At 35.3% G+C, this 21,817-nt stretch carries 22 protein-coding genes; 13 read left to right on the top strand and 9 right to left on the bottom strand.

Annotation, left to right across the window (positions count from 1 at the left end; translation table 11 throughout):
- Positions 1-28: 28 nt before the first annotated feature.
- Both BLT48_RS06195 and BLT48_RS06190 read right to left on the bottom strand, forming a co-directional pair.
- Positions 29-760 carry an amino acid ABC transporter ATP-binding protein gene (locus tag BLT48_RS06195; RefSeq protein ID WP_035020144.1) on the bottom strand — a complete coding sequence of 244 codons (732 nt, stop codon included), beginning with the start codon at positions 758-760 and terminating at the stop codon, positions 29-31.
- Positions 753-2,207 carry an amino acid ABC transporter substrate-binding protein/permease gene (locus BLT48_RS06190; RefSeq protein ID WP_035020142.1) on the bottom strand — a complete coding sequence of 485 codons (1,455 nt, stop codon included), beginning with the start codon at positions 2,205-2,207 and terminating at the stop codon, positions 753-755. Before BLT48_RS06190 ends, BLT48_RS06195 begins: the two co-directional genes overlap by 8 nt.
- Positions 2,208-2,393: 186 nt before the next feature.
- On the opposite strand from BLT48_RS06190, the gene BLT48_RS06185 reads away from it, so the two are divergent.
- Entirely contained in the window at positions 2,394-2,972 is a 579-nt protein-coding gene (locus BLT48_RS06185) for a GNAT family N-acetyltransferase (protein ID WP_035020141.1), read from the top strand.
- A gap of 280 nt (positions 2,973-3,252) precedes the next feature.
- On the opposite strand, the gene BLT48_RS06180 is transcribed toward BLT48_RS06185, so the two are convergent.
- The 3 genes from BLT48_RS06180 to BLT48_RS06170 all read right to left on the bottom strand — a co-directional run bounded on the left by BLT48_RS06180 (position 3,253) and on the right by BLT48_RS06170 (position 5,080).
- Positions 3,253-3,771, bottom strand: coding sequence for an LURP-one-related/scramblase family protein (locus BLT48_RS06180; protein WP_089976260.1), 519 nt, complete (start codon positions 3,769-3,771; stop codon positions 3,253-3,255).
- 122 nt (positions 3,772-3,893) lie between these two features.
- Positions 3,894-4,058, bottom strand: a complete 165-nt coding sequence (locus BLT48_RS06175) for a YvrJ family protein (RefSeq protein ID WP_226776587.1) — start codon at positions 4,056-4,058, stop codon at positions 3,894-3,896.
- A gap of 113 nt (positions 4,059-4,171) precedes the next feature.
- A complete protein-coding gene (locus BLT48_RS06170; RefSeq protein WP_035020138.1) occupies positions 4,172-5,080 on the bottom strand; it encodes a Cof-type HAD-IIB family hydrolase in 909 nt (302 codons plus the stop codon).
- 205 nt (positions 5,081-5,285) lie between these two features.
- Between BLT48_RS06170 and BLT48_RS06165 the strand changes: the two genes are divergently transcribed.
- From BLT48_RS06165 to BLT48_RS06145, 5 genes are all read left to right on the top strand, one after another.
- A complete protein-coding gene (locus tag BLT48_RS06165; protein WP_089976257.1) occupies positions 5,286-5,969 on the top strand; it encodes a uracil-DNA glycosylase in 684 nt (227 codons plus the stop codon).
- Between the two features lie 100 nt (positions 5,970-6,069).
- Positions 6,070-7,050, top strand: coding sequence for a phosphate acetyltransferase (pta, locus tag BLT48_RS06160; protein WP_035020136.1), 981 nt, complete (start codon positions 6,070-6,072; stop codon positions 7,048-7,050).
- Between the two features lie 150 nt (positions 7,051-7,200).
- A complete protein-coding gene (locus tag BLT48_RS06155) occupies positions 7,201-7,839 on the top strand; it encodes an NAD(P)-dependent oxidoreductase (protein ID WP_035020135.1) in 639 nt (212 codons plus the stop codon).
- A gap of 117 nt (positions 7,840-7,956) precedes the next feature.
- Positions 7,957-8,436: a tRNA (adenosine(37)-N6)-threonylcarbamoyltransferase complex ATPase subunit type 1 TsaE gene (gene tsaE / locus BLT48_RS06150; RefSeq protein ID WP_035020134.1), complete on the top strand. Its 480-nt coding sequence runs from the start codon at positions 7,957-7,959 to the stop codon at positions 8,434-8,436.
- Complete coding sequence (locus tag BLT48_RS06145) at positions 8,433-8,957, top strand: GNAT family N-acetyltransferase (protein ID WP_035020133.1); 525 nt, start codon at positions 8,433-8,435, stop codon at positions 8,955-8,957. Before tsaE ends, BLT48_RS06145 begins: the two co-directional genes overlap by 4 nt.
- Before the next feature lie 79 nt (positions 8,958-9,036).
- On the opposite strand, the gene BLT48_RS06140 is transcribed toward BLT48_RS06145, so the two are convergent.
- The 3 genes from BLT48_RS06140 to BLT48_RS06130 all read right to left on the bottom strand — a co-directional run bounded on the left by BLT48_RS06140 (position 9,037) and on the right by BLT48_RS06130 (position 13,896).
- Positions 9,037-9,570, bottom strand: coding sequence for a 3'-5' exonuclease (locus BLT48_RS06140; protein ID WP_089976252.1), 534 nt, complete (start codon positions 9,568-9,570; stop codon positions 9,037-9,039).
- Between the two features lie 415 nt (positions 9,571-9,985).
- Positions 9,986-12,622 (bottom strand): cation-translocating P-type ATPase, encoded by a 2,637-nt coding sequence (locus tag BLT48_RS06135; RefSeq protein ID WP_089976248.1) that lies wholly within the window; start codon positions 12,620-12,622, stop codon positions 9,986-9,988.
- A gap of 512 nt (positions 12,623-13,134) precedes the next feature.
- Positions 13,135-13,896, bottom strand: a complete 762-nt coding sequence (locus tag BLT48_RS06130; RefSeq protein ID WP_035020127.1) for an exodeoxyribonuclease III — start codon at positions 13,894-13,896, stop codon at positions 13,135-13,137.
- Positions 13,897-14,044: 148 nt separating this feature from the next.
- Here BLT48_RS06130 and BLT48_RS06125 point away from each other — a divergent pair, with 148 nt between their 5' ends.
- Together BLT48_RS06125 and BLT48_RS06120 are read left to right on the top strand one after the other, a co-directional pair.
- Positions 14,045-14,944, top strand: coding sequence for a Gfo/Idh/MocA family protein (locus tag BLT48_RS06125; protein ID WP_035020125.1), 900 nt, complete (start codon positions 14,045-14,047; stop codon positions 14,942-14,944).
- A 141-nt stretch (positions 14,945-15,085) separates the two neighbouring features.
- A complete protein-coding gene (locus tag BLT48_RS06120) occupies positions 15,086-15,850 on the top strand; it encodes a potassium transporter TrkG (RefSeq protein WP_226776588.1) in 765 nt (254 codons plus the stop codon).
- Here BLT48_RS06120 and BLT48_RS06115 read toward each other — a convergent pair.
- On the bottom strand, positions 15,844-17,307 hold the full coding sequence (locus tag BLT48_RS06115; RefSeq protein ID WP_226776547.1) for an IS5 family transposase: 1,464 nt from the start codon (positions 17,305-17,307) through the stop codon (positions 15,844-15,846). The genes BLT48_RS06120 and BLT48_RS06115 overlap by 7 nt on opposite strands.
- Before the next feature lie 146 nt (positions 17,308-17,453).
- Between BLT48_RS06115 and BLT48_RS06110 the strand changes: the two genes are divergently transcribed.
- The 5 genes from BLT48_RS06110 to BLT48_RS06090 all read left to right on the top strand — a co-directional run bounded on the left by BLT48_RS06110 (position 17,454) and on the right by BLT48_RS06090 (position 21,807).
- On the top strand, positions 17,454-18,068 hold the full coding sequence (locus tag BLT48_RS06110; protein ID WP_244885805.1) for a potassium transporter TrkG: 615 nt from the start codon (positions 17,454-17,456) through the stop codon (positions 18,066-18,068).
- An 11-nt stretch (positions 18,069-18,079) separates the two neighbouring features.
- Complete coding sequence (locus BLT48_RS06105; RefSeq protein ID WP_035020123.1) at positions 18,080-18,751, top strand: potassium channel family protein; 672 nt, start codon at positions 18,080-18,082, stop codon at positions 18,749-18,751.
- 230 nt (positions 18,752-18,981) lie between these two features.
- Complete coding sequence (gene murB / locus BLT48_RS06100) at positions 18,982-19,920, top strand: UDP-N-acetylmuramate dehydrogenase (RefSeq protein ID WP_089976245.1); 939 nt, start codon at positions 18,982-18,984, stop codon at positions 19,918-19,920.
- A 177-nt stretch (positions 19,921-20,097) separates the two neighbouring features.
- The gene (locus BLT48_RS06095; RefSeq protein ID WP_089976241.1) at positions 20,098-20,640 is read left to right on the top strand and encodes a helix-turn-helix domain-containing protein; all 543 of its coding nucleotides are present in this window, start codon (positions 20,098-20,100) and stop codon (positions 20,638-20,640) included.
- 72 nt (positions 20,641-20,712) lie between these two features.
- On the top strand, positions 20,713-21,807 hold the full coding sequence (locus tag BLT48_RS06090; protein WP_089976238.1) for an ABC transporter ATP-binding protein: 1,095 nt from the start codon (positions 20,713-20,715) through the stop codon (positions 21,805-21,807).
- Positions 21,808-21,817: the final 10 nt, after the last annotated feature.

Genomic DNA, 21,817 nt, shown 5'->3' with positions numbered 1-21,817 from the left:
GAGTTTACTCTTATGGCAGATCTTTTTTTTAAACTAAAATTTTCTCTAAAAAGTTCTTTGTTCGTTCATGTTGGGGATGGTTAAAGAGTTGTTCAGGTTTGCCTTCTTCAACAATGTATCCACCATCCATGAAAATCACGCGATCAGCTACTTCTTTAGCGAAGCCCATTTCATGAGTCACCACCAGCATAGTCATACCTTGATCTGCCAATTTTTGCATAACTTCCAACACATCGCCAACCATTTCTGGATCAAGAGCGCTTGTAGGTTCATCAAACAACATAATATCTGGATTCATTGCTAAAGCACGTGCAATCGCAACACGTTGCTTTTGTCCACCAGATAATGATTTAGGGTAATCATTTGCTTTTTCAGAAAGTCCAACGGTTTCCAATAATTCTAGTGCACGGTTTTTAATAGCTTCAGTAGAATCCTTTTTTAGTTCTCTTGGTGCTAACGTAATATTTTCTAAAACCGTTAAATGAGGGAACAAATTAAAATTTTGAAAAACCATTCCAATGTTTTCGCGTACTTTATTGATGTCTTGTTTTGGATCAGTGAGATCAAAGTCATCAATAATGACTTTGCCACCTGTAATTTCTTCTAAAGCATTCATACAGCGGAGAAACGTACTTTTACCAGATCCTGAAGGTCCGATGATACAAACTACTTCTCCTTCTTGAACTTCAACATTCAAGTCTTTTAAAACTTCTAAACTTCCAAAATTTTTCTTTAGATGTTCCACTTTTACTTTAGTCATTTGATATTCTCCTTTCAATATAGTTTGAAAACTTCGTTAGGATCGTGATGACGATAATATACATCAGTCCAACAATCAACCACATATCTCCAGAAGAGTAGGTACGAGCAATAATAATTTTTCCGGTTTGAGTCAATTCAACAATACCGATAACAGATAGAATTGAGGTATCTTTAAGAGTAATGACAAACTGATTAATAAAAGATGGAATCATTATTTTAACAGCTTGTGGCAAAACAACTTTACGCATAGACGTATTGTAAGTAAGACCTAAACTTCTTGAAGCTTCCAGTTGACCTGTGTCTACTGCTTGGATACCACCACGAACCAATTCAGCAATATAAGCTGTGGTATTTAAGCTCAACGTAATTACCCCAGCAATATAAGCGGGTATTTGAATACTCAAAAATTGAGGAATAGAGAAGTAAATAAAAAAGGCTAATACAATCAAAGGTATACCACGTAGAATATCGACGTAAATTGTTGCTATCCAGTTCAATACTTTATTCGGTGAAGCATTAAATAATCCTAAAACAACACCAAAAACCGTAGCAATTGCAAAAGAGATAATGGTTAATAGTAATGTTCTGCCTAGTCCTTTTAATAATTCACTGCCATTTTGTTGGATCAAACCAAAAAATCCAAGGTTAGCTGAATCATTTTTGGTAGATGTATCACCTAGGTAAGTATCCATTATTTCATCATAAGTTCCATTAGCACGAATATTTATTAATCCATTATTGAACATTTCCAATAACTCAGCATTTTGTCCTTTATTTACGGCAAAGCCATAATTATCTCCAGGTTCAGGATCCATTGTTAGTTTTAGTCCTAGTCCAGATTGGATAGCATAAGCCATTACAGGATAATCTTCAAAAGCAGCATCTGAGTTTCCGGTTAAAACATCTTCATACATATTTGCAGAATCTTCAAAAGTATTTAATTCAAATCCGAATTCTTCTTGAATAGACTCAGCAAAAGCAGCACCAGTTGTACCAACCTTAACAGCTACTGTTTTCCCTTCTAGATCTTCATAAGAAGTGATGCCATCATTTGTTTCAGAAACAGCCATAACAACGCCGCTCTCAAAATAAGGATCAGAAAAGTCAAAAGATTCTTGACGTTCAGGTGTAATGCTCATCCCAGCAATCATACCGTCTATTTGATTTGACTCTAAAGCTTGCAGTGCAGCACTAAATCCTAAAGGTCGTAATTCATAATTGAAGCCTTGATCTTTGGCAATAGCATCTAATAAATCCACATCAATTCCCTTGTATTCTCCATCAACGTCTTTGTATTCAAATGGAGCAAAAGTAACGTCCGTTCCAATAATATAGGTTTTGTTTGTTTCTTGGGCAGCAGCTGTACTAGGCAGTAGTATGGTGAAAATGACTGTCAGTAGTAAAGCTGTCATAAGTGTAAAAAATGATTTTTTTCGTAAATTCATTAATAAGCCTCCTTGTCTAAGGTATCATTTTAATTTAATTCTAACTCGATTGCAACAGTAACGTAATACTCTCGTGTGATATGTTCTGACATGGAAATGTTTTTAAGAATAGATTAAATGGTTGAATAGGCATCTCTCATTCGCTATGATAGAAATGAAATTACGTTAAAGAAAGCTGGTAGGAAAATGATTCGAAAAGCTGAACATTCAGATATCGATCAATTAATAGAATGGGTATGGATTATTTTAGAAGACATGGAGCTGCCATTGCTAAAAGAAATAGATTCTGATGTCCTAAAAAATTGGATGAAAAAAGCTATGGAAAATAAAAATTACCGTTATAGTTACCGCCGTGCATTTATCTGTGTCCGTGATGGAAAAAGAGCAGGAGTATGTTTTGGTTACAAAGGCGAGTTGGAAGCTGTAATTGATGATCCATTAAATGAAAAATTAAAAGAATACGGAATAATGGAACCACTATTTAATGATGCTGAAACACTTAAGGGAGAGTGGTACTTAGATTCTTTAGTAACAGATGAGAATTTTAGAGGACAAGGTGTGGCAACAGAATTGATAGAGGCATTGCCTGTTAATGCAATGGCAGAAAATGAAAAAATTATTGGATTGAATTGTGATCAACAAAATAAAAAGGCACAACAACTTTACCTTAAAATAGGTTTTAAAAAAGTTTGGGAATGTACTTTAGGTGATCATTTGTACGATCATATGCAATGGAATGTGAATGAAAAAAGCATTGATCTGTAAAAAAATACCAGATCAATGCTTTTTTTAGAGCTCTAAACTTTTTAGTGTTGATAGCTTAGTTAAATTAATGGCACGTTATTTCTGGAGGAATAGGGTTTGCTTGTAGCTTGCATTGAATTCAATGCGAATGACAAAGCGTTGATGCTTCATCAATTGCGATTACGTTTTGTTTAAGGCTTCAGGCGATTCCATGTCTCTCCACAAGCAAATCCTGTCTATTCCAGAAGAAATGTTATTTTCTTCTATCAACACCAGTTGACGAAGAGTCATTTTTTGTAAGTTAAAATGTTTGGAGAGCTCGGCTAACTTTCTTTAGAGCTGGTTTAGGCAAACGTGTTAGAGTGAGGTTATCAACAATCAAAGCGATACACAAACAAATGGGTGCATACTGGGCTTCTGAGATAGACAATCTGTAATAGTCTCCAATAGATGTATAAGTTTTATCCAGTTCCATAACAAGCTGATTTTCGTAGCGTACAAAATAATGATGATTATAAAAATCTCCAGTTACAATCCAATTTAATGGAGTGACTTTAAAGTAAACCGTCTTTAAAGTACGATGCTTCACTATAGAGCCTATTTTTTTGTCTTGTATATAAATATCAAATTTAGGAAATAAGGATAATACGGTTTGTTTGAATTCTACAAGCAAAGTTCCATCTATAGCATATAAAGATATTTTGTCACCGACTCTGCCCCACCTACCTGAAATCAGGTACATGTCTTTGCCTTGTTCATTTTTTACGAGGATTTTTTCTTGTTTGGAAACGTATTTTTGTTTCATATACAAAAGTACCATAATGAACGCTCCTCTAATGATAAATTAAGCGGATACATATCTGTATTAATTATACCAAAAAGAATAGTGAAACGGAATACATAACTAAAAAACCACCGTAAAAAAACGGCGGTGAGTTTTCTTTATGCAGCTGATTTGATCACTTGGCTGAGTTCGTTTAGAGCTTTTACAACGTCATCAAGTTTGGTTTCCATACGCTGAAGTAGAAAAAAAGCGATAAAGATAGGAAAACCAACGTTACCGACCATTTCTATTACAGCGGAAAACCATTGTGTACTTGCATCCATATTAGTCTCTCCCTTCATTCAGTAGGTAGGCTAAAAAAATATAAGCCTACTACTAATAACGAAAAAAGAAAGCAAACTGTTACGTTTCAAATCTATGATTGAATGGATCATCTTTATTCTGCGTTTTCCATGATACTTGGGGCCTTAGCTGATTCCAAGTTGTTGTTTAAAGCCAATGTAATGGCATGAGCTACACCATTGCTATTATTACTAGTTGTGCGATATTTTGCATATGTTTTAACTTCTTCTTCAGCATTCTCCATAGCAAAACTATAACCAGCCACTTTCAACATAGAGACATCATTAAAGTTATCACCAAGAGTCATGATATTTTCAAGTGGGATATTTAATTTTTTTGCAGCTTCTTCAAGAGCAATCCCTTTTTGTGCGTTAATGTTATTGATTTCAATATTATTAACAAAAGAAGCTGTAACAGCAAGATTTCCAGATTTTTCAAGGTCCTCAGTAAGTGGGCCAAGTACTTTGCGGCCTTCATCACTAAATGCAATGACTTTTAAAATTTCAATGGAATCATCATGCACAAGTTGTTCGTAATCTTCAACATAATTGATGTTCATAATTTCTAAACGGGCAGCTGCTAAAACAACAGCCATTTTGTAAGTCGTATCCGGGTTAGTTTCGTATAATAAAGAAGCCACAGATTCAATACGTTTAGCTTTATTATCTGAATAAATTCCATTTGATGTCGTCATCTCACAATAAAGATTTCTTTTCTTTATTTCAGCAACGATTTCATGAACAGTTTTCTTATCAATTCCAATATTTTGGATTACTTTACCTTCTTCGTTGTATACTTGAGCTCCATTTAGAGTGATGAATGAACAGTTAATGCCCACTTCTTCAAGCAACGGATGAGCTTCAGTAAAGCCGCGTCCTGTTGCAACCATAAAATGGATTCCTTGTTTCATAGCCGCTTTAATAGCAGTGGCATTTGTTTCAGAAACTTTCATTTTTTCATTTAATAATGTTCCATCCATATCAGATACAATAAGTTCTATCATTTTTGGTTCCTCCCAAGATTCATTTGTCTTAATAAGTCTACCATTAATAGAGATAAAATAAACACATAATGCCTTTTTCTTCTTAAATTTATCCAAAAGAAATAAGGAACAGGTGAAGAGCAGAGTTGTGTGAAACGCCTAATTCTTGTAGGATAGAAGTAAACTAAAAAGAATGTACCTTTAAAGGGACAAAGGAGAAATAACCATGAGTGTAACTGTAAAAAATGATTGGTTGCCAATTTTGCTAGAACAAACAAACACACCATCTTACCATTCACTGAAAGAATTTCTTGTTCAAGAATATCAAGAAACAATCGTTTATCCAGAGATGGATCACATTTGGCAAGCTTTTGAATGGACACCTTATAATGAAGTAAAAGTAGTTATTTTAGGGCAAGACCCTTATCACGGACCAAATCAAGCTCATGGATTAAGTTTTTCTGTGTTGCCAACTGTGAAGATTCCTCCTTCACTAGTTAATATCTATAAAGAACTAGAAAGTGATTTAGGAATCTCACCTGTAAATCATGGTTATCTAGAATCATGGGCTAAACAAGGTGTGCTATTGTTAAATACTGTATTAACAGTGCGTAAAGGACAAGCTCATTCACATAAAGGAAAGGGATGGGAGACACTAACCGATGCCGTTATAAAAAAATTAAGTGACCGTGATCAACCAATGGTCTTTATTCTATGGGGCAATCCTTCGATAAAAAAGAGAGCCTTGATTGATGAATCAAAACACGTCGTGATAACTTCAGTTCATCCTAGTCCTTTATCTGCTTATCGTGGTTTTTTTGGATCGAAGCCATTTTCCAAAGCGAATGAGGCATTAATCAAATTCGGCGAAGAGCCAATAAACTGGCAATTGCCTGAATCAGTTAAATAAGGAATACTTATAGGTTTTGAGCTCAAAAGACTGTCATTTTCATGAAAATAAGAGTATGATAGCAATGTATATATAATCACAAATTGCGGAGGTTGTTAATGTGGAACTAATTGAAAGTTTATCAGGAAAGATTAAAGGAAAAAAAGTACGTATCGTATTTCCAGAAGGATCGGAACCTCGTATACTTGGTGCTGTAGTTCGTTTAGCATCTGAAGATTTAATTCAACCGGTATTAATTGGAAATCCTGAAGTTGTAAAAGAAGCTGCAAAAAACCGTGGTTTTAATGTAGAAAATATTGAAATTGTTGATCCAGCTAATTATGATAAATTAAATGAAATGGTTGCTGCTTTCGTAGAACGCCGTAAAGGAAAAGTTACTGAAGAAAAAGCGATTCAATTATTAAAAGATGAAAATTACTTTGGTACAATGTTAACTTACATGGGACTAGTTGATGGTTTAGTAAGTGGAGCAATCCATTCAACAGGTGAAACAGTTCGTCCTGCATTACAAATCATTAAAACTAAACCAGGCGTCAGCCGTACAAGTGGCGCATTTATCATGATGCGTGGCCGTGGACAAGAAAAATACTTGTTCTCTGATTGTGCAATCAACGTAAACCCAAATGCTCAAGAATTAGCTGAAATAGCTGTTGAAAGTGCTAAAACAGCAGAAATGTTTGGGATTGAACCAAAAGTTGCAATGCTAAGCTTTTCAACAAAAGGATCAGCTGTTGCTGAAGAAGCAACTAAAGTAGCAGAAGCTGCTAAGATTGCTCAAGAACTTGCTCCTCAATACGAAATTGATGGTGAAATGCAATTTGATGCTGCGTTTGTAGCTTCTGTTGCTGAACAAAAAGCTCCAGATTCAAAAGTTGCTGGACAAGCAAGTGTATTTGTTTTCCCAGAACTACAATCAGGAAATATCGGTTACAAAATTGCACAACGTTTTGGTAATTTCGAAGCTATTGGACCCATTTTGCAAGGGTTAAACAAACCAATTTCAGATTTATCTCGTGGTTGTAACGAAGAAGACGTCTACAAATTAGCAATCATTACTGCTAACCAAACTTTAATGAATTAATAAAACCAAATGAAGCTGACTCAATCGAGTCAGCTTTTTTTGGTATGTAATTTTTAATGTTTTTTTTGATAAAGAGAGAATAGTTGCTCAATCGGATGCTTTCTCATTATAATTAAATAAGAACAATCAGTAGCACAAGGAGGAATTTATATGAAAATCGGAATTATCGGTGCAACAGGTAAATCAGGTTCGAAAATTTCAGCAGAGGCTTTGATTAGAGGGCACGAAGTCATTCCTTTGGTTCGAAACGCTTCAAAGTTAACAGACAGTAAAGATAGTCATTATATTGAAAAAGATTTATATGACTTAGATTTTGATGATATCAAAGAGTTGGATGTAGTGGTTGATGCATTTAACGCCCCACTAGGGAAAGAAGAATTGCATCAAACAAGCTTATCTTATATTGTATCCTTAATCCAAGGGCATGATACGCCACGCCTAATCGTTGTTGGTGGAGCGGGTAGTTTGTATGTTGATGACGCAACTAAAACACGCTTAATGGACACTCCGGATTTTCCTGAAGAAGCTAAACCTACAGCAATGAATATGGGAAAAGCTTTTGACCAGTTAAAATTATCTGAAGATATCAATTGGACTTATCTAAGTCCTTCTGCATTTTTTAATCCTGAAGGCAAACGGACTGGAAAATACCAATTAGGCCAAGATCAGTTGTTAACCAATAGCAAAGGGGAAAGTGAGATCAGTTACGCTGATTTTGCTCTTGCGCTAGTGGATGAAATCGAAAATCAACAATTTATTAATCAACGAATAACAGTATGTAGTGAATAAATGTACGAAATAAAAAATCAATCAAACAGATAATGGTTTGATTGATTTTTTATTTAGCTTTTTTTACATACTTGAATTACAATAAAAGGTAAGTAGAAACGGATAGAGGAGAATAACATGAAACGACTAAAAGCACATAATGAAGAAGAAACTAAAGCAGCAGCTGCAGAGTTAGCAAAATTTCTTGAACCAGGAGATGTCATTCTTTTAGAAGGGAATCTTGGAGCTGGAAAAACAACTTTTACAAAAGGGTTAGCTGAAGGACTTGGAATCACCAAAGTAATCAAAAGTCCGACATATACCATTATCAGAGAATACCTTGAAGGAAGGTTGCCTTTGTACCATATGGATGTCTACCGACTAGAAGAAACAGGTGGGATGGATTTAGGATTAGAAGAATATTTTGAAGGAGATGGTGTTTCCATTATTGAATGGGCAACATTTATTCCAGAAGATTTACCTCAAGAATATTTGCAAATCAAGCTTGTTCCTGTTGGAGAAGACTTAACGGAACGTGAGCTGACTTTTGATCCTGTTGGGAAAAGATACGAAGAATTGCTTCGCTCGTTTGACGAAGATCAGAGTGACAGTAAATGAGAGATACGATAATTTTTCGAGAAGCTATCCCTGGAGACGCCCAAAATGTGCTGAAACATTTGCAGCGAATTGCAAGCGAAACGGGTTTTATGACAATGGGAGCCGAGGGACCAAGTAAAACTATAGAAGCAGAATATAAAGAAATTGAAGCTATTCTAGAATCTGATAAAACCTTTTTATTAGTCGCTTTAGATAAAGAAGAAATCATAGGAATGGCTGAAATTCATGGAAAAGATCAACCGAAATTGAATCATATTGGAGATATCAGTATTTCAATTGCACAAGAGTATTGGGGGTTACGATTAGGTACCACAATGATGGAGAAATTGATTGAATGGGCAAAGGGTCCATCAAGTAATTTAAAACGATTAGAACTAACCGTTCAAGCTCGCAATGAACGAGCACGCCGCCTTTATGAAAAAATGGGCTTTGAACTTGAAGCAATCATGCCAAGAGGGGTTAAAGATAATGGAGTTTATTTGGATGTTTGTCTGATGAGTATGATGATTGGAGAAATTTAAAAAAGCTTTGCAAAAGATAACTTTTGCAAAGCTTTTTTTGTGGTTGGAAAATAGTTTAAACCATTAGCTCTAATTGAAATTAAACATGTTTAACCAGTTTTTTTAAAGGGTCTGTTCCAAAATGATCTTCTAAATACAGCAGAATAGTTGCACAAGCATTGCTGTCTTCAAGTGCATTATGGTGATTGTCTAAACGGATACCTAAATGGTCACAAACCGTGTTCAATTTATGATTAGGAATTTCTGTGATCAATTTCCGACTCGATTGGACCGTACAAAGTGTTTGAAAATGAGGTTGTTGCAATTGATAATAATCAAGACAGCCTTGTAACACACCACGGTCAAATGGAAGATTGTGAGCAACGATCAGTTTATTTTCTTTGAAGAAAGGTTTTATCGTTTCCCAAACCTCTGGAAAAGATGGAGCAGTTTGGACATCTTCTTTGGTAATGCCATGAATTTGAACATTACGCCAAAAAAATTCAGTTTCAGGTTTAATGAGAGAGTAATAATGATCAACGATTTGACTATTTCGTACAACTGTCAGTGCAATTGAACAAGCACTATGGCGTTGATGGCTAGCTGTTTCAAAATCCAATGCAACAAAGTTCATGTTTTTTCCTCCTCGAACAAGCATTCGGTTAATAGTATAAAGGATTTAAATGAAATTTGCTAGTGATAAATTTCAATAAAAAAGAGGCCTATAATTTTTAGTGTTGGCAGATTTCTAAAATTGATTATACAAAATTTTTGGAGGAATAGGGGTTGCTTGTAGCCGTATAAAAGATTCAATGCGAATTACAGAGCGTTGACACTTCAGCGGTTACGCTTTGTTTGAGGCTTGAAAGCTCTGAAGACTACAGGCTTCAGACGTTCTCATGGCTCTACACAAGCAAACCCGATCATTCCAGAAGAAATTTTAGCTTGATGCATCAACACTATCATACAACCTAAAAAAGAAGAAAATCTCTAGCTGCTGATTTTATCAACAGACAAAAGATTTCTTCTTCTTTACTCAGATATTTGTCTTAAACTTCCTTTTTAGAAGGAATAAATTTCGCTAATTCCATTAAAATGACAGCTGCTAAAGCTAAGCCTGCAGCAATTCCCCATTGTTCCCAACCAAAATTATTTGGGATATTAAAGATTGAACGAACACCTGGAAGAACTGTCACACCATATAAAACAGAACAGAATAAAACAGCATATATAGCGTACATATTAGAGAAGAAACCTGCTCCAATAGAAGTTTGTGTATTTGAACGTGCAGGGAAAGTTTGTAAAGTACGAGCCAAGATAAGTGTCGTAAAGGCCATAGCAATACTCATTTCGTTTGAATAACCTAATCCTATAAATTGTGAGATAACTACTGCGATACCGATAAGCACACCACGATAAAGAACAGATCTTAAAGTGTCACCTGCGAAGATACCTTCGTTTGGATCTCTAGGTTTACGTTCCATAACATTTGGTTCGCCTTTTTCCATTCCTAAGGCAATAGCAGGAATAGAGTCATTAACTAAGTTGATGAACAATAATTGTAAAGCAGTGAATGGGTTAACCCAGTTCATTAGTAACGCAACAATGATTGCGATAATAGCACCAAGGTTACCAGCAAATAGGTAAGCAACTGCTTTTTTGATGTTATCAAATACATTACGACCAACTTCAACGGCACTAATGATTGAAACAAAGTTATCATCCGTCAATACCATTGCAGCTGCATCTTTAGCTACGTCTGTTCCGCTACCCATTGCGATTCCGATATCTGCTTGTTTCAGTGCAGGTGCATCATTTACACCATCACCAGTCATAGCAGAGATCTTGTCTTTATTTTGCCAAGCGCGAACGATTCTGATTTTATTTTCTGGAGAAACACGAGCATAAACTGAAATTTTTTCTAGTTTAGCATTTAACTCGTCTTCACTTAGAGCGTCTAATTCTTGACCAGTCAAAGCGATGTCGTCTGGTTCTGAGATTCCGATATCACGAGCAATTGCACGTGCAGTTGTTTTGTGGTCACCGGTAATCATAACTGTTTTGATACCAGCTTTTTTAGCTTGTTCTACAGCGCCATAAACAGCTTCACGAGGCGGATCGATCATAGCAACTAAACCAACTAGAATCAAATCGTTTTCGTCTTCAAAAGTAATGTTTTCTCCTTCTGAAACAGGTTTATAAGCAAAAGCCAATACGCGCAAAGCACGATCTGAAAAGATTTCATTTTGATCAGCTAAAGATTTTAGGTTGTCATCTGTTAAAGGAACGACTTTTCCATCAATCAAGATTTTTGAACTGCGGTTAAAGACTACATCGGGGCCACCTTTTGTTAACATAAGGTTTTCGCCGTCAATGACATGAACAGTAGACATTAGCTTACGATCTGAATCAAAAGGCAATTCAGCTAATCTAGGGTAAGCATTACGTAATTCATGGTAAGGTTTGTTCACTTTATTACTGAAAGCAATCATAGCAACTTCAGTTGGGTCACCAAGTTCTTGACCTTGGTCATTGATGTTAGAATCATTTGCTAATACAGCAATTTGCATTAAACGAGCTTCATCAGTAGTCCATGTATCAGGAGTAGAATTGAAGTCGCCTGTTTGTCCATTTGGTAAAAAGTAATCAACTATCGTCATTTTATTTTGTGTCAATGTACCGGTTTTATCTGTACAAATAACACTTGTTGAACCTAATGTTTCAACTGCTGGAAGCTTACGAATGATCGCATGTTTCTTAGCCATTTTGTTTGTTCCAGTAGAAAGAACGATAGTAACGATAGATTGTAATGCTTCAGGAATGGCAGCAACGGCTACCGCAACAGCGAACATAAAGGCATTCAATAATTCAGTATTCACATCTGTTGCTCCACCAAAGAAGATACGAGCGGCTTGGATAGCAAAGATAAGAATGGAAAGAATAAGAATACCAAATCCTAGTTTTTTACTAAAGTCGTCTAATTTTCTTTGCAATGGTGTTTGTTTAGCTACTGCGTTGTCTATTAAGCTAGCAACTTGACCGATTTCAGTATTGTTACCTGTACCTGTAACAACTACAAGACCACGACCATAGGTAACTAAAGTTCCACTATGAACCATGTTTGAACGATCTCCAACAGGTACTTCTTTTTCAACAATCTCAATATCTTTGTCTGCCGGAACAGATTCACCAGTTAGCATTCCTTCATTGATTTGAAGTGATCCTGCTTCTAGTAAACGTCCATCCGCTGGAACATAATCCCCAGCATCTAAGATAACAATATCTCCTACAACAAGTTCTTTTGCCGGAATGGTTACTTTAACGCCATTACGGATTACTTTCGATTCAGGAGCAGAGAGACTGGACAACGCATCAAGTGAACTTTCAGCTTTTTTAGTTTGAATAACACTGATAACAGAGTTGATCATTAGAACAGCAAAAATGATCAATGATTCAACTACTGAACCTAAAGCCATTTGGATAACGGCTACTATTAATAGCACGATAACCATTGCGTCTTTAAAAGTTGCTAAAAATAATTTAAGAACGGAATCTTTAGCTTTTTGCTTCAATTCATTTAAGCCATCACGTTCCTGACGTGTTTTGACTTCGGCATCCTGCAAGCCTTTTGGTGAAGTCTGTAATTCTGATAATATTGTTTCTTGGTCTTTTTGATAATTTTCCAAGTGATACACCCTTTCGTAAAAAAAATTAGACGGTTTACTAACAGACAATCAGAGTTGTCTGTAAAAACGGTTGTTAATAAGAACTAATAAAAATAATTTCGTTATAGTACCAGTATAGTACAGTTGCCAAAAATAGTAGCATATTCACTATCATCAAACAAGTTTTATGTTGATTGGCAATGATCTTGTAAAAAACTAGTCGAATCATTAGCTAAGCTTGTTTTTGTACGCTCAATATCCTCCTTTAATTGATGGTTAGTAAAATCGATAAAAAAAGAGACTTATGCAGGATTGTCCTTATAGAGAACAATGTGCATAAGTCTCACTATTTAAGACAACACCAGAAGATCGTTGCAAATCTACTTGTTGGTGACGTTGCCACAGCTGTTGCTGCCAGTTACTCCCTTATGAAAAACTATCGATTTCATCTTAATTAGTATATAGTTTATAAAAAAAATTTGCAACAAAAAAATTCTCTTAGATGATGGTATTTGGTTTTGCATAAAAATTGCTTATCTATTTTCTTTTAGAATTAATTCTACAGGACAATGATCTGAACCAACTATATCGTCTAGAATCCGTGCCTCTTGCAACTGATCTTGTAGGCGATTAGAGACACAGAAATAATCAATGCGCCAGCCGGCATTCGTCTTACGGGCATTAAATCGATAATTCCACCATGTATAAGCCCCTTCCAAATCAGGATAGAAGTAGCGAAAAGTATCAATAAATCCAGCATCTAATAAAGCCGAAAATTTCATGCGTTCTTCTTTGCTAAAACCCGCACTTAATTGATTCGTTTTCCAGTTTTTTAAATCGATATTCTCGTGAGCAACATTTAGATCCCCGCAGAGAATAACTGGTTTTTCGGAATCTAATGTTTTTAAGTACAGTTGGAAATCTTCTTCCCATTGCATACGGTATTCTAAACGTTTCAGTTCGCTTTTAGAATTAGGGGTATAACAAGTAACCACATAGTAATCAGGATAGCTTAATGTGATTACTCGTCCTTCTTGATCGTGTTCGGGTTTTCCAATGCCATAAGCCACAGCTAATGGTTTATGTTTGGTAAAGATAGCTGTTCCAGAATACCCCTTTTTTTCTGCATAATTCCAATAATCATAGTAACCTGGAAGTTCTAGATCTATTTGTCCTTCTTGAAGCTTAGTTTCTTGTAAACAAAAGAAATCAGCATCTAATTCATTGAAAATTTCCATAAATCCTTTTTTTACAATGGCTCTTAAACCATTGACATTCCATGAGATAAATTTCATCAATAGATTCCTCCTAATGTAACATCGTATCTTTATTGTACAAAAGATAACTAAATAGTAAACTATAGCGCATTTTAAAAAGAGTAATCTTGCATATAATATGATAGGATAAGTAGTGAAAAAAGAAAATAAGAGAGAAGGTAAGGAAATGAAAATTGGAATCATTGGATTAGGAAATATTTCTCAAAAAGCATATTTACCAGTAATGATGGCAATGGATAAGGATATAGAATGGCATTTATTTACACGTGATCAAGAAAAGTTAGCCAAACTTGGTAAAAAATACCGGATATCAAATTTATATCCTTCAATAGATGAGTTATTGAGCAGCGGTATTGAAGCTGTGTTTATACATACGGCCACTCATACCCATGAAGCCCTTATCAGAGAATGTATCGAAAAAGGCATCCATGTTTATGTGGATAAACCAATCAGCGAAAATCTTGAAGAAGTAAAAGCGTTAATGGAATTGGCAAAAGAAAAAAAGACGTTATTGATTACAGGTTTTAATCGCCGATTCGCGCCGATGATTCAAAAAGTTAAAGAAGTTTCCAATAAAAATATGATTTTAGTTCAAAAAACAAAGCCAAACAGTTTAGGCAGTGTGAAATATGCGATTTATGATTTGTTTATTCATGTAGTTGACACCGCTTTATTTTTATTGGATGAACCCATTACACAAACACACTTTAGCATTAAAGAAGAAAATGGTGAGTTGAAAACATGTGTTTTACATCTTACTACAGAACATTCCGAGTGTATCGCAACAATGAATTATATTTCTGGTGCTAATTTCGAATCCGTAGAAGTTCAGTCGCCAACTGGAACACATCGAGTAGTTAACTTAACAGATTATGAAATTGAAACTGCTGAATATAAGCAAATTGTACCCTTTGGTGATTGGGATCAAACTCTTGAAAAAAGAGGTTTTGCTCCGCTGATTCGTGCAACGATAGCAGGTATTGAAAATCAAGTCAATCCAGTAAGTATGGAATCTTCTCTTGAAAGTCATCGCATTTGTCAATTGATTGTAGAGGGTTATGAATAATAAATCGTATGATTAAACGTGTAAGAGTGGCTTTTGCCAATCTTACTTTTTTTAAAAATTTAAAATTGCTTTACTTTTATTTTAGAAAGAATATAATACATTCGTATATGATAATTTAAGAAAGTTATGAGGAGAAAAGGAATGTTTTTAAAAAAGCTTAGGAGAATACCTCCAGCTGGTAAAATAATTATTAGTTTTGCAATTGTTATTTTTATAGGATCATTATTATTGACATTACCTATAAGCAATCTTGAAAGTTCAGAAACAACCTACTTTGACAATTTATTTACAGCTGTATCTATGGTATGTGTGACAGGTTTATTTACACTACCTGTTGCAACTTCTTTTACATTTTTTGGACAAGTAGTGTGTATTATCCTCATGCAAATAGGTGGATTAGGTTTAATGACCATCCTAGCAACATTCCTTACTAGAATGGGAAGGAAGATGCGGTTTTCAGATACTATGGCCATTAAAGAAGCTCTTAATAGAGATGAATTAGGGGATTTTAAGTCCTATCTGGCATCTATTATTAGGTATACTGCTATTATTGAATGTACAGGTATGATTCTTTTAGCTTTTAAATTTGTACCGGAATTTGGTTTTGCAAGTGGTCTTTTTATCTCTTTATTTTTAGCTGTTTCATCGTTTTGTAATGCTGGTTTTGATAATCTAGGAGCATACAGTTTACAAGAGTATGTGCATGATCCTTTAGTCAATCTAGTAGTGACTGCTTTAATCATTTTAGGCGGTATTGGCTTCTCAGTCTGGTTTGATGTCACTCATAACGTTCAGTCAATTTTAAAAAACAAATGTAAAAGTGGCTGGAAGCGTTCATATCGTATGTTGAAAATACATACGCGTTTAGCTATTAATATGACAATCGGTTTAATTAATGCCTACTGAACAATTGGGCTAATTTGAAATGGAGAAAAGTTCAATAGAACTAAACAGCTTTTTTTCCGATTTTTCAGTTGTCCAAAAAAAGAGCGCAAGCGATTGCGATTAATGTTATCTACATTCATCGCAATGACGGATAAGGCAATCGTAGTCAAGGTAGTTTCGCGGAGTTTGGTGCGGATATTTTCCATACCGAAACAACGCTTCAGTAAACTGAAGCCGCGCTCAACTTCTACACGATCTGCATTATCGCGATATTCGATTTCTTTGTCTCTGGTTTGGTCTTTCTTTGGACGACCAAGTGATGGTCCGGCTAGGCGAATGCCTCGTATTTTGCAGTAAGACCTGTTTTCTCGATTTCGATAGATCTTGTCGGCAAGAACCCGCTCAGGATAACGTCCGTTTCGATCGTAGAAACGGCGGACAGCTTGAACCAACACAGAAGCTTCATTGTAGGCATCAAAACTGGTCTTTTCAATCCGTGCCATCCCATTTGAATCGATACTCAGATCTAACTTCGCGCCGAATTCAACTTTTGCTTTGGCTTTCCCTCGAACAATAGGTCGCAGCCATGGTTGAGAAAAGCTGACAATCCGGTCTTTTACGGAATGCGTCTTTTTATCGAACATTTCCTTCTGCTGGTCATAGATACGACAAATAACTTCGAATGTTTTTTGTTGTTTCTCGTTCAGTTTGATTCCATGCTCGAGATAGCCTTTGATGTAATCGATATCTCGGCGCACATATCCAAGCAGCTTCCGTATTTTAGGGCGCAACCATTTGGCTGACTTTCTTTTGCGGCGAACAATTGACAAATAGTCTTTTCTAGCTTTCTTGCGATACATACGAGGCTTAGAGAATCCGTTGGTTTCACAAATGTCGTCTACCATCTTTTCTGCATGCGTACGTGCTTCATTGAGCAGTTCTGTATCCGTAGGATACTTGATTTTTTGAGGTGCACAAGTTGCATCTAAGATCAATGTTCCGGCATTCCCTGAATCATTCGAATCTGTATCGTCATCAGTGTCGTTATCGTTATCTTGATTTTCTTTGTCTTTGGCTAAGGCGTACTCAGTAATTTTTTCATTGATCTCGGTCAGTGTAACAGCGTCCAAGCGTTTGCGAAAATAAACCATCGTCGAAGAGTCGAATGGTTTTTCCTCTTGATAGCCGGGCAAGCCGATAAAGAATTGAAGATAAGGGTTTTCTTGGATCTGAAGGACAGTCTCTTCATCAGAATAACCGTATTCTATTTGAATCAAAAGGGCACCCAGAGCCATACGAAGCGGTTTGGCGACATTGCCTTTTTGATTGCGAAAGTTCTTGGCATAGCCTTTTTCCAGTTCAGCCCAAGGGATCCATTCCGCTTTTTCAATCCATCTATTTTTCGGGTTCATTTTTAGTCCCATTGGTTGGTTGAAGTCTTCGAAAGCGATTTGTGAATACGGTTGTGATTTATACATGTTTCTGTCCTCATTTCAGTAAAAGTGCAAGGTTTTGTTTAACATCCTATAAAAACCCTTGCATCTATTATATCAATCATTAGTTGTAAAAGGCAGCAGAATAAGCATAGTTTATTATTCAGTAGACATTAATTATTATTGGAACAGTGGTTTTTCTTGCAGTTGAGTGGAACAATCCAAATTCTATTGGCAATTTTACCATTCCAGAAAAAATCTTAACTTCGTTTTTCCAAACAGTTACTATGCGAACAGCTGGATTTGCTACATTAGATTACGAATTAATCGAACCTTTTTCTTTACTATTTTTCATAGGTACAATGTTTATTGGCGGATCACCTGGTGGAGCTGCCGGTGGGATCAAAACCACAACCTTCGCATTAGTGGCTTTATTGATTATTAGTGAAGTTAAGGGACAAAAACATGTTAATTATGCACATCATACCATTCCAATAGAAATTATTCGTCGCGCAATCGTTGTTGTTGCAACCTTTTTTTTGTTTTTATTTGTTGGTTTAAGTGTACTCATGCTAGTAGAAGATCAACCTTTCTTATATTTGTTATTTGAAGCTGTATCTGCTTTAGCAACAGTGGGTGTTAGTGTGAATCTAACGCCAGAATTGTCACATATTAGTCATGTCGTATTAATGATCTTAATGTTTGTCGGAAGAATTGGGCCTATTACTATACTATTGAGTTTGAGTAGAAAAAGTAAGCTTACAAAAGATCAATTATATGCTAAAACAACCATATTAATTGGATAGGAGTACAAAAAATGTCAGTAAAAACAATCGGTGTATTAGGCCTTGGAGTCTTCGGATCATCAATTGCGAAAGAATTAAATGAATTTGATTGTGACGTTATTGCGGTCGATAGAGATATGGATAATGTCGAACGTGTTGAACCTTATGTAACACAAGCTGTACAAGGAAATATCACAGATTTAAATCTTTTACGTAGTATTGGTTTAGATAATTGTGATGTAGTAGTAGTGGCAACAGGGACAAGTCTAGAATCTAGCGTTTTAGCGATTATGAATTGTAAAAAGTTAGGTATCCCTTCTATTATTGCAAAAGCGAAAAACAAATCGTTTATGGAAGTACTTTATGAAATTGGAGCTACAAAAGTTATTCGCCCTGAAAAAGAAGCGGGAACTCGCGTAGCAAAAAATGTCTTAAGACGACACATTACGGATATCGTTGATTTAGATGAGGATTATGCAGTTATTGAATTTAGACCCCCGATTCGTTGGATCGGTAAAACATTCGATGAATTAGACTTACGACAAAAATATGAAATTAATATTATCGGAGTCAGAAAAACAGCTCAAAAACGAATGGATGTTTCATTTAGCCCAGACTATCGTATCGAAGAGGGAACTGTTCTTGTAGGAATAGCAGAGTCAGAAGTATTTGAACGTTACGATTATCTAAACAAATTGAAGTAACCTGAATTTTTAAATAGGATTGGGACACTCGTCTCAGTCCTATTTTTTTAAAACGAAAGTTATGTTAAAAAAGTACTAAATCTTTAGTTTAAAGGGAATCCAAACTACAAAAAAGAACAATTGCATGTTAAACTAGAGCTAATGATGAGATTTCTTGAAATAAGATGTTTGTTAAATCCATTAAAAAGTAGAGCAATAGGCTCCACTCATACGAAAGGGTATTAGATATTATGTTAATCGAAGAATTTAAGAAAGACTTCCCAAATTTGATTATAAAAGAAAATGAGCCACTGTCACTTTACACCTACACTAAAACTGGTGGACCAGCAGATATTTTAGTTTTTCCAAAAACGACAGAAGAAGTTAAGGATGTTGTTCAATGGGTAAAAAATGAAAAGTTACCCTTAACGGTTCTTGGCAATGCAAGCAATTTAATTGTTAAAGATGGCGGGATTCGTGGTGTTGTCATGATACTAACAGAAATGAAGCAGATCAAAATTGAAAAGAAAAAAATTATTGTCCAAAGTGGAGCTCGTTTAATTGATACCTCCTATGCAGCTTATGAAGCTGAATTAACAGGATTAGAATTTGCCTGTGGCATTCCTGGGAGTATTGGTGGAGCAGTCTATATGAATGCAGGAGCCTATGATGGCGAAGTGAGTGAAGTCATTGAATCTGTTACAGTATTGACTCGTGAGGGAGAATTAAAGACATTTACTAATCAAGAGTTGGAATTTAGTTACCGTCACAGTCGTATCCAAGAAATACAAGATATTGTCTTAGAAGTTGTTTTTCAATTAAAAAAAGGGCAGTCAACAGATATAAAAGTTAGAATGGAAGAATTAACTTTTTTAAGAGAATCCAAACAGCCTTTGGAATATCCTTCATGTGGCAGTGTCTTTAAACGCCCGGCCGGTTATTTTACTGGTAAATTGATTCAAGAAGCTGGTTTGCAAGGGAAAATATGGGGTGGAGCACAAATTTCAATGAAGCATGCAGGTTTTATTGTGAACATCAATCAAGCAACTGCAACAGATTACATTGAACTGATCGACCACATTCAACAAGTTATCTTTGAGAAAAATAAGATTCAACTTGTACCAGAAGTTCGGATTATTGGCGAAGAATTATTAACAGTAAGTCATTTTGCAACGAAGAATGTTTTATAATAGAGGATCATCAAAAAAATCGTAATCCGTTTCTATGGATTGCGATTTTTTTATTGCATTTTATTTGAAAAAACTTATAATATAAAAGGCTATAGTAAACATTAATCTTACTAACAGTAAACTTTAGTGAGTTGTAGTTTACTAGTGGTAAACAAGCGAACTCGAAGGAGATTTTTTATGGAAATTGGAAATCGAATTAAAAATTTAAGAATTCAAAAAAATCTAACACAAGAAGAGTTAGCAGAACGTACTAATTTGAGTAAAGGGTATATTTCTCAAGTTGAAAGAGATATAAGTGTACCTTCGATGGAAGTCTTTTTTGACATTTTAGAAGTTTTGGGATGCAGTCCAAAAGATTTCTTCGACGAAAAACAGGAAGAACAACGAGTGGTTTATACAAATGATGAGATGACCGTCTATGAAGATGATGAAAAAGGGTATGAGATAAAGTGGCTTGTACCTGAATCCAATGAAAATGAAATGGAACCTGTTTTTCTTAAATTTGCTGAAAAAGGTCAATTTAAAGAATTTAGTCCTTCATTATCCGAGACATTTGGCTATGTTTTAGGAGGCGAAATTTGTATTGAAATTGGATTAAAGAGGTATTTTGCTAAAAAAGGCGAATCGATTTATTTTCATGCTACTCAAAATCATCAACTGATGAATCAATTCAACGGTGAGAGTTTATTATTGTTAGTAGTGACAGATTCTTATCTTTAATAATTCCTTCCACTAAGGTTTTTGGAGCTATCTGGTAAAAAAGTTGAAATTCATTACAAAGGAGAAAAACAAATGACAAATAGTGCAATCATTACATTTGAGAATGTAAAAAAGCAATACGATGATGATGAACCGGTTTTAAAAAATATCAATTTTGAAATTGAACAGGGAAAATTTTATACTTTACTTGGGCCATCCGGTTGTGGGAAAACAACTATTCTAAATTTAATTGCTGGTTTTACGGAGACATCAGAAGGTACGATCACATTGGATGGAAAAAAAGTAAATGAGGTTCCTGCTAATAAACGTAAAGTAAATACGGTTTTTCAAGACTATGCCTTATTTCCACATATGAATGTTTTTGAAAATGTAGCTTTTGGCTTAAGAATCAAAAAATTAGATAAAAAAGTTATCAAAGATAAAGTAGAAAACGTATTGAAAATGGTTCAATTATCGGGCTATGAAGACCGTGCAATCAGTGAAATGTCTGGTGGACAACGTCAACGTGTAGCTATTGCACGTGCCCTAGTAAATGAACCAGAAGTTTTGTTATTAGATGAGCCTTTATCCGCACTTGATTTAAAATTAAGAACAGAAATGCAATATGAACTGCGTGAACTGCAACAACGTTTGGGTATCACATTTGTGTTTGTTACTCATGACCAAGAAGAAGCGTTAGCAATGAGTGATGAAATATTTGTTATGAAAAATGGTGAAATTATTCAAAGCGGTACTCCAGTAGATATTTACGATGAACCGATCAATCGTTATGTTGCAGATTTTATCGGAGAAAGCAATATTGTTAAAGGCACAATGGTCCAAGATTATGAGGTTTCTTTTGTCGGACATACATTTGAATGTGTAGACGCAGGGATGAAACCGAATGAAAAAGTTGAAATTGTTTTACGTCCAGAAGACTTAGCCTTAACAACAGTAGAAAAAGGGAAGTTAACGGTTAAAGTAGATACTCAATTGTTCCGTGGTGTACATTATGAAATTATCGGGCATGACCGGGAAAACAATGAATGGATGGTACATTCGACTAAAAAAGCAGTCGTGGGAAATGAAGTAGGCTTGTATTTTGAACCGGAAGATATTCACGTTATGCGATTTAATGAAACAGAACAAGACTTTGATGCTCGTCTTGAAAGCTACGAAGAAGAATAGGAGGAGAACA

It is taken from the genome of Carnobacterium viridans (assembly GCF_900102725.1).
In the GTDB taxonomy this organism is placed as follows: Bacteria; Bacillota; Bacilli; order Lactobacillales; family Carnobacteriaceae; genus Carnobacterium_B; species Carnobacterium_B viridans.
This window is presented reverse-complemented; position numbering and strand designations above follow the sequence as displayed.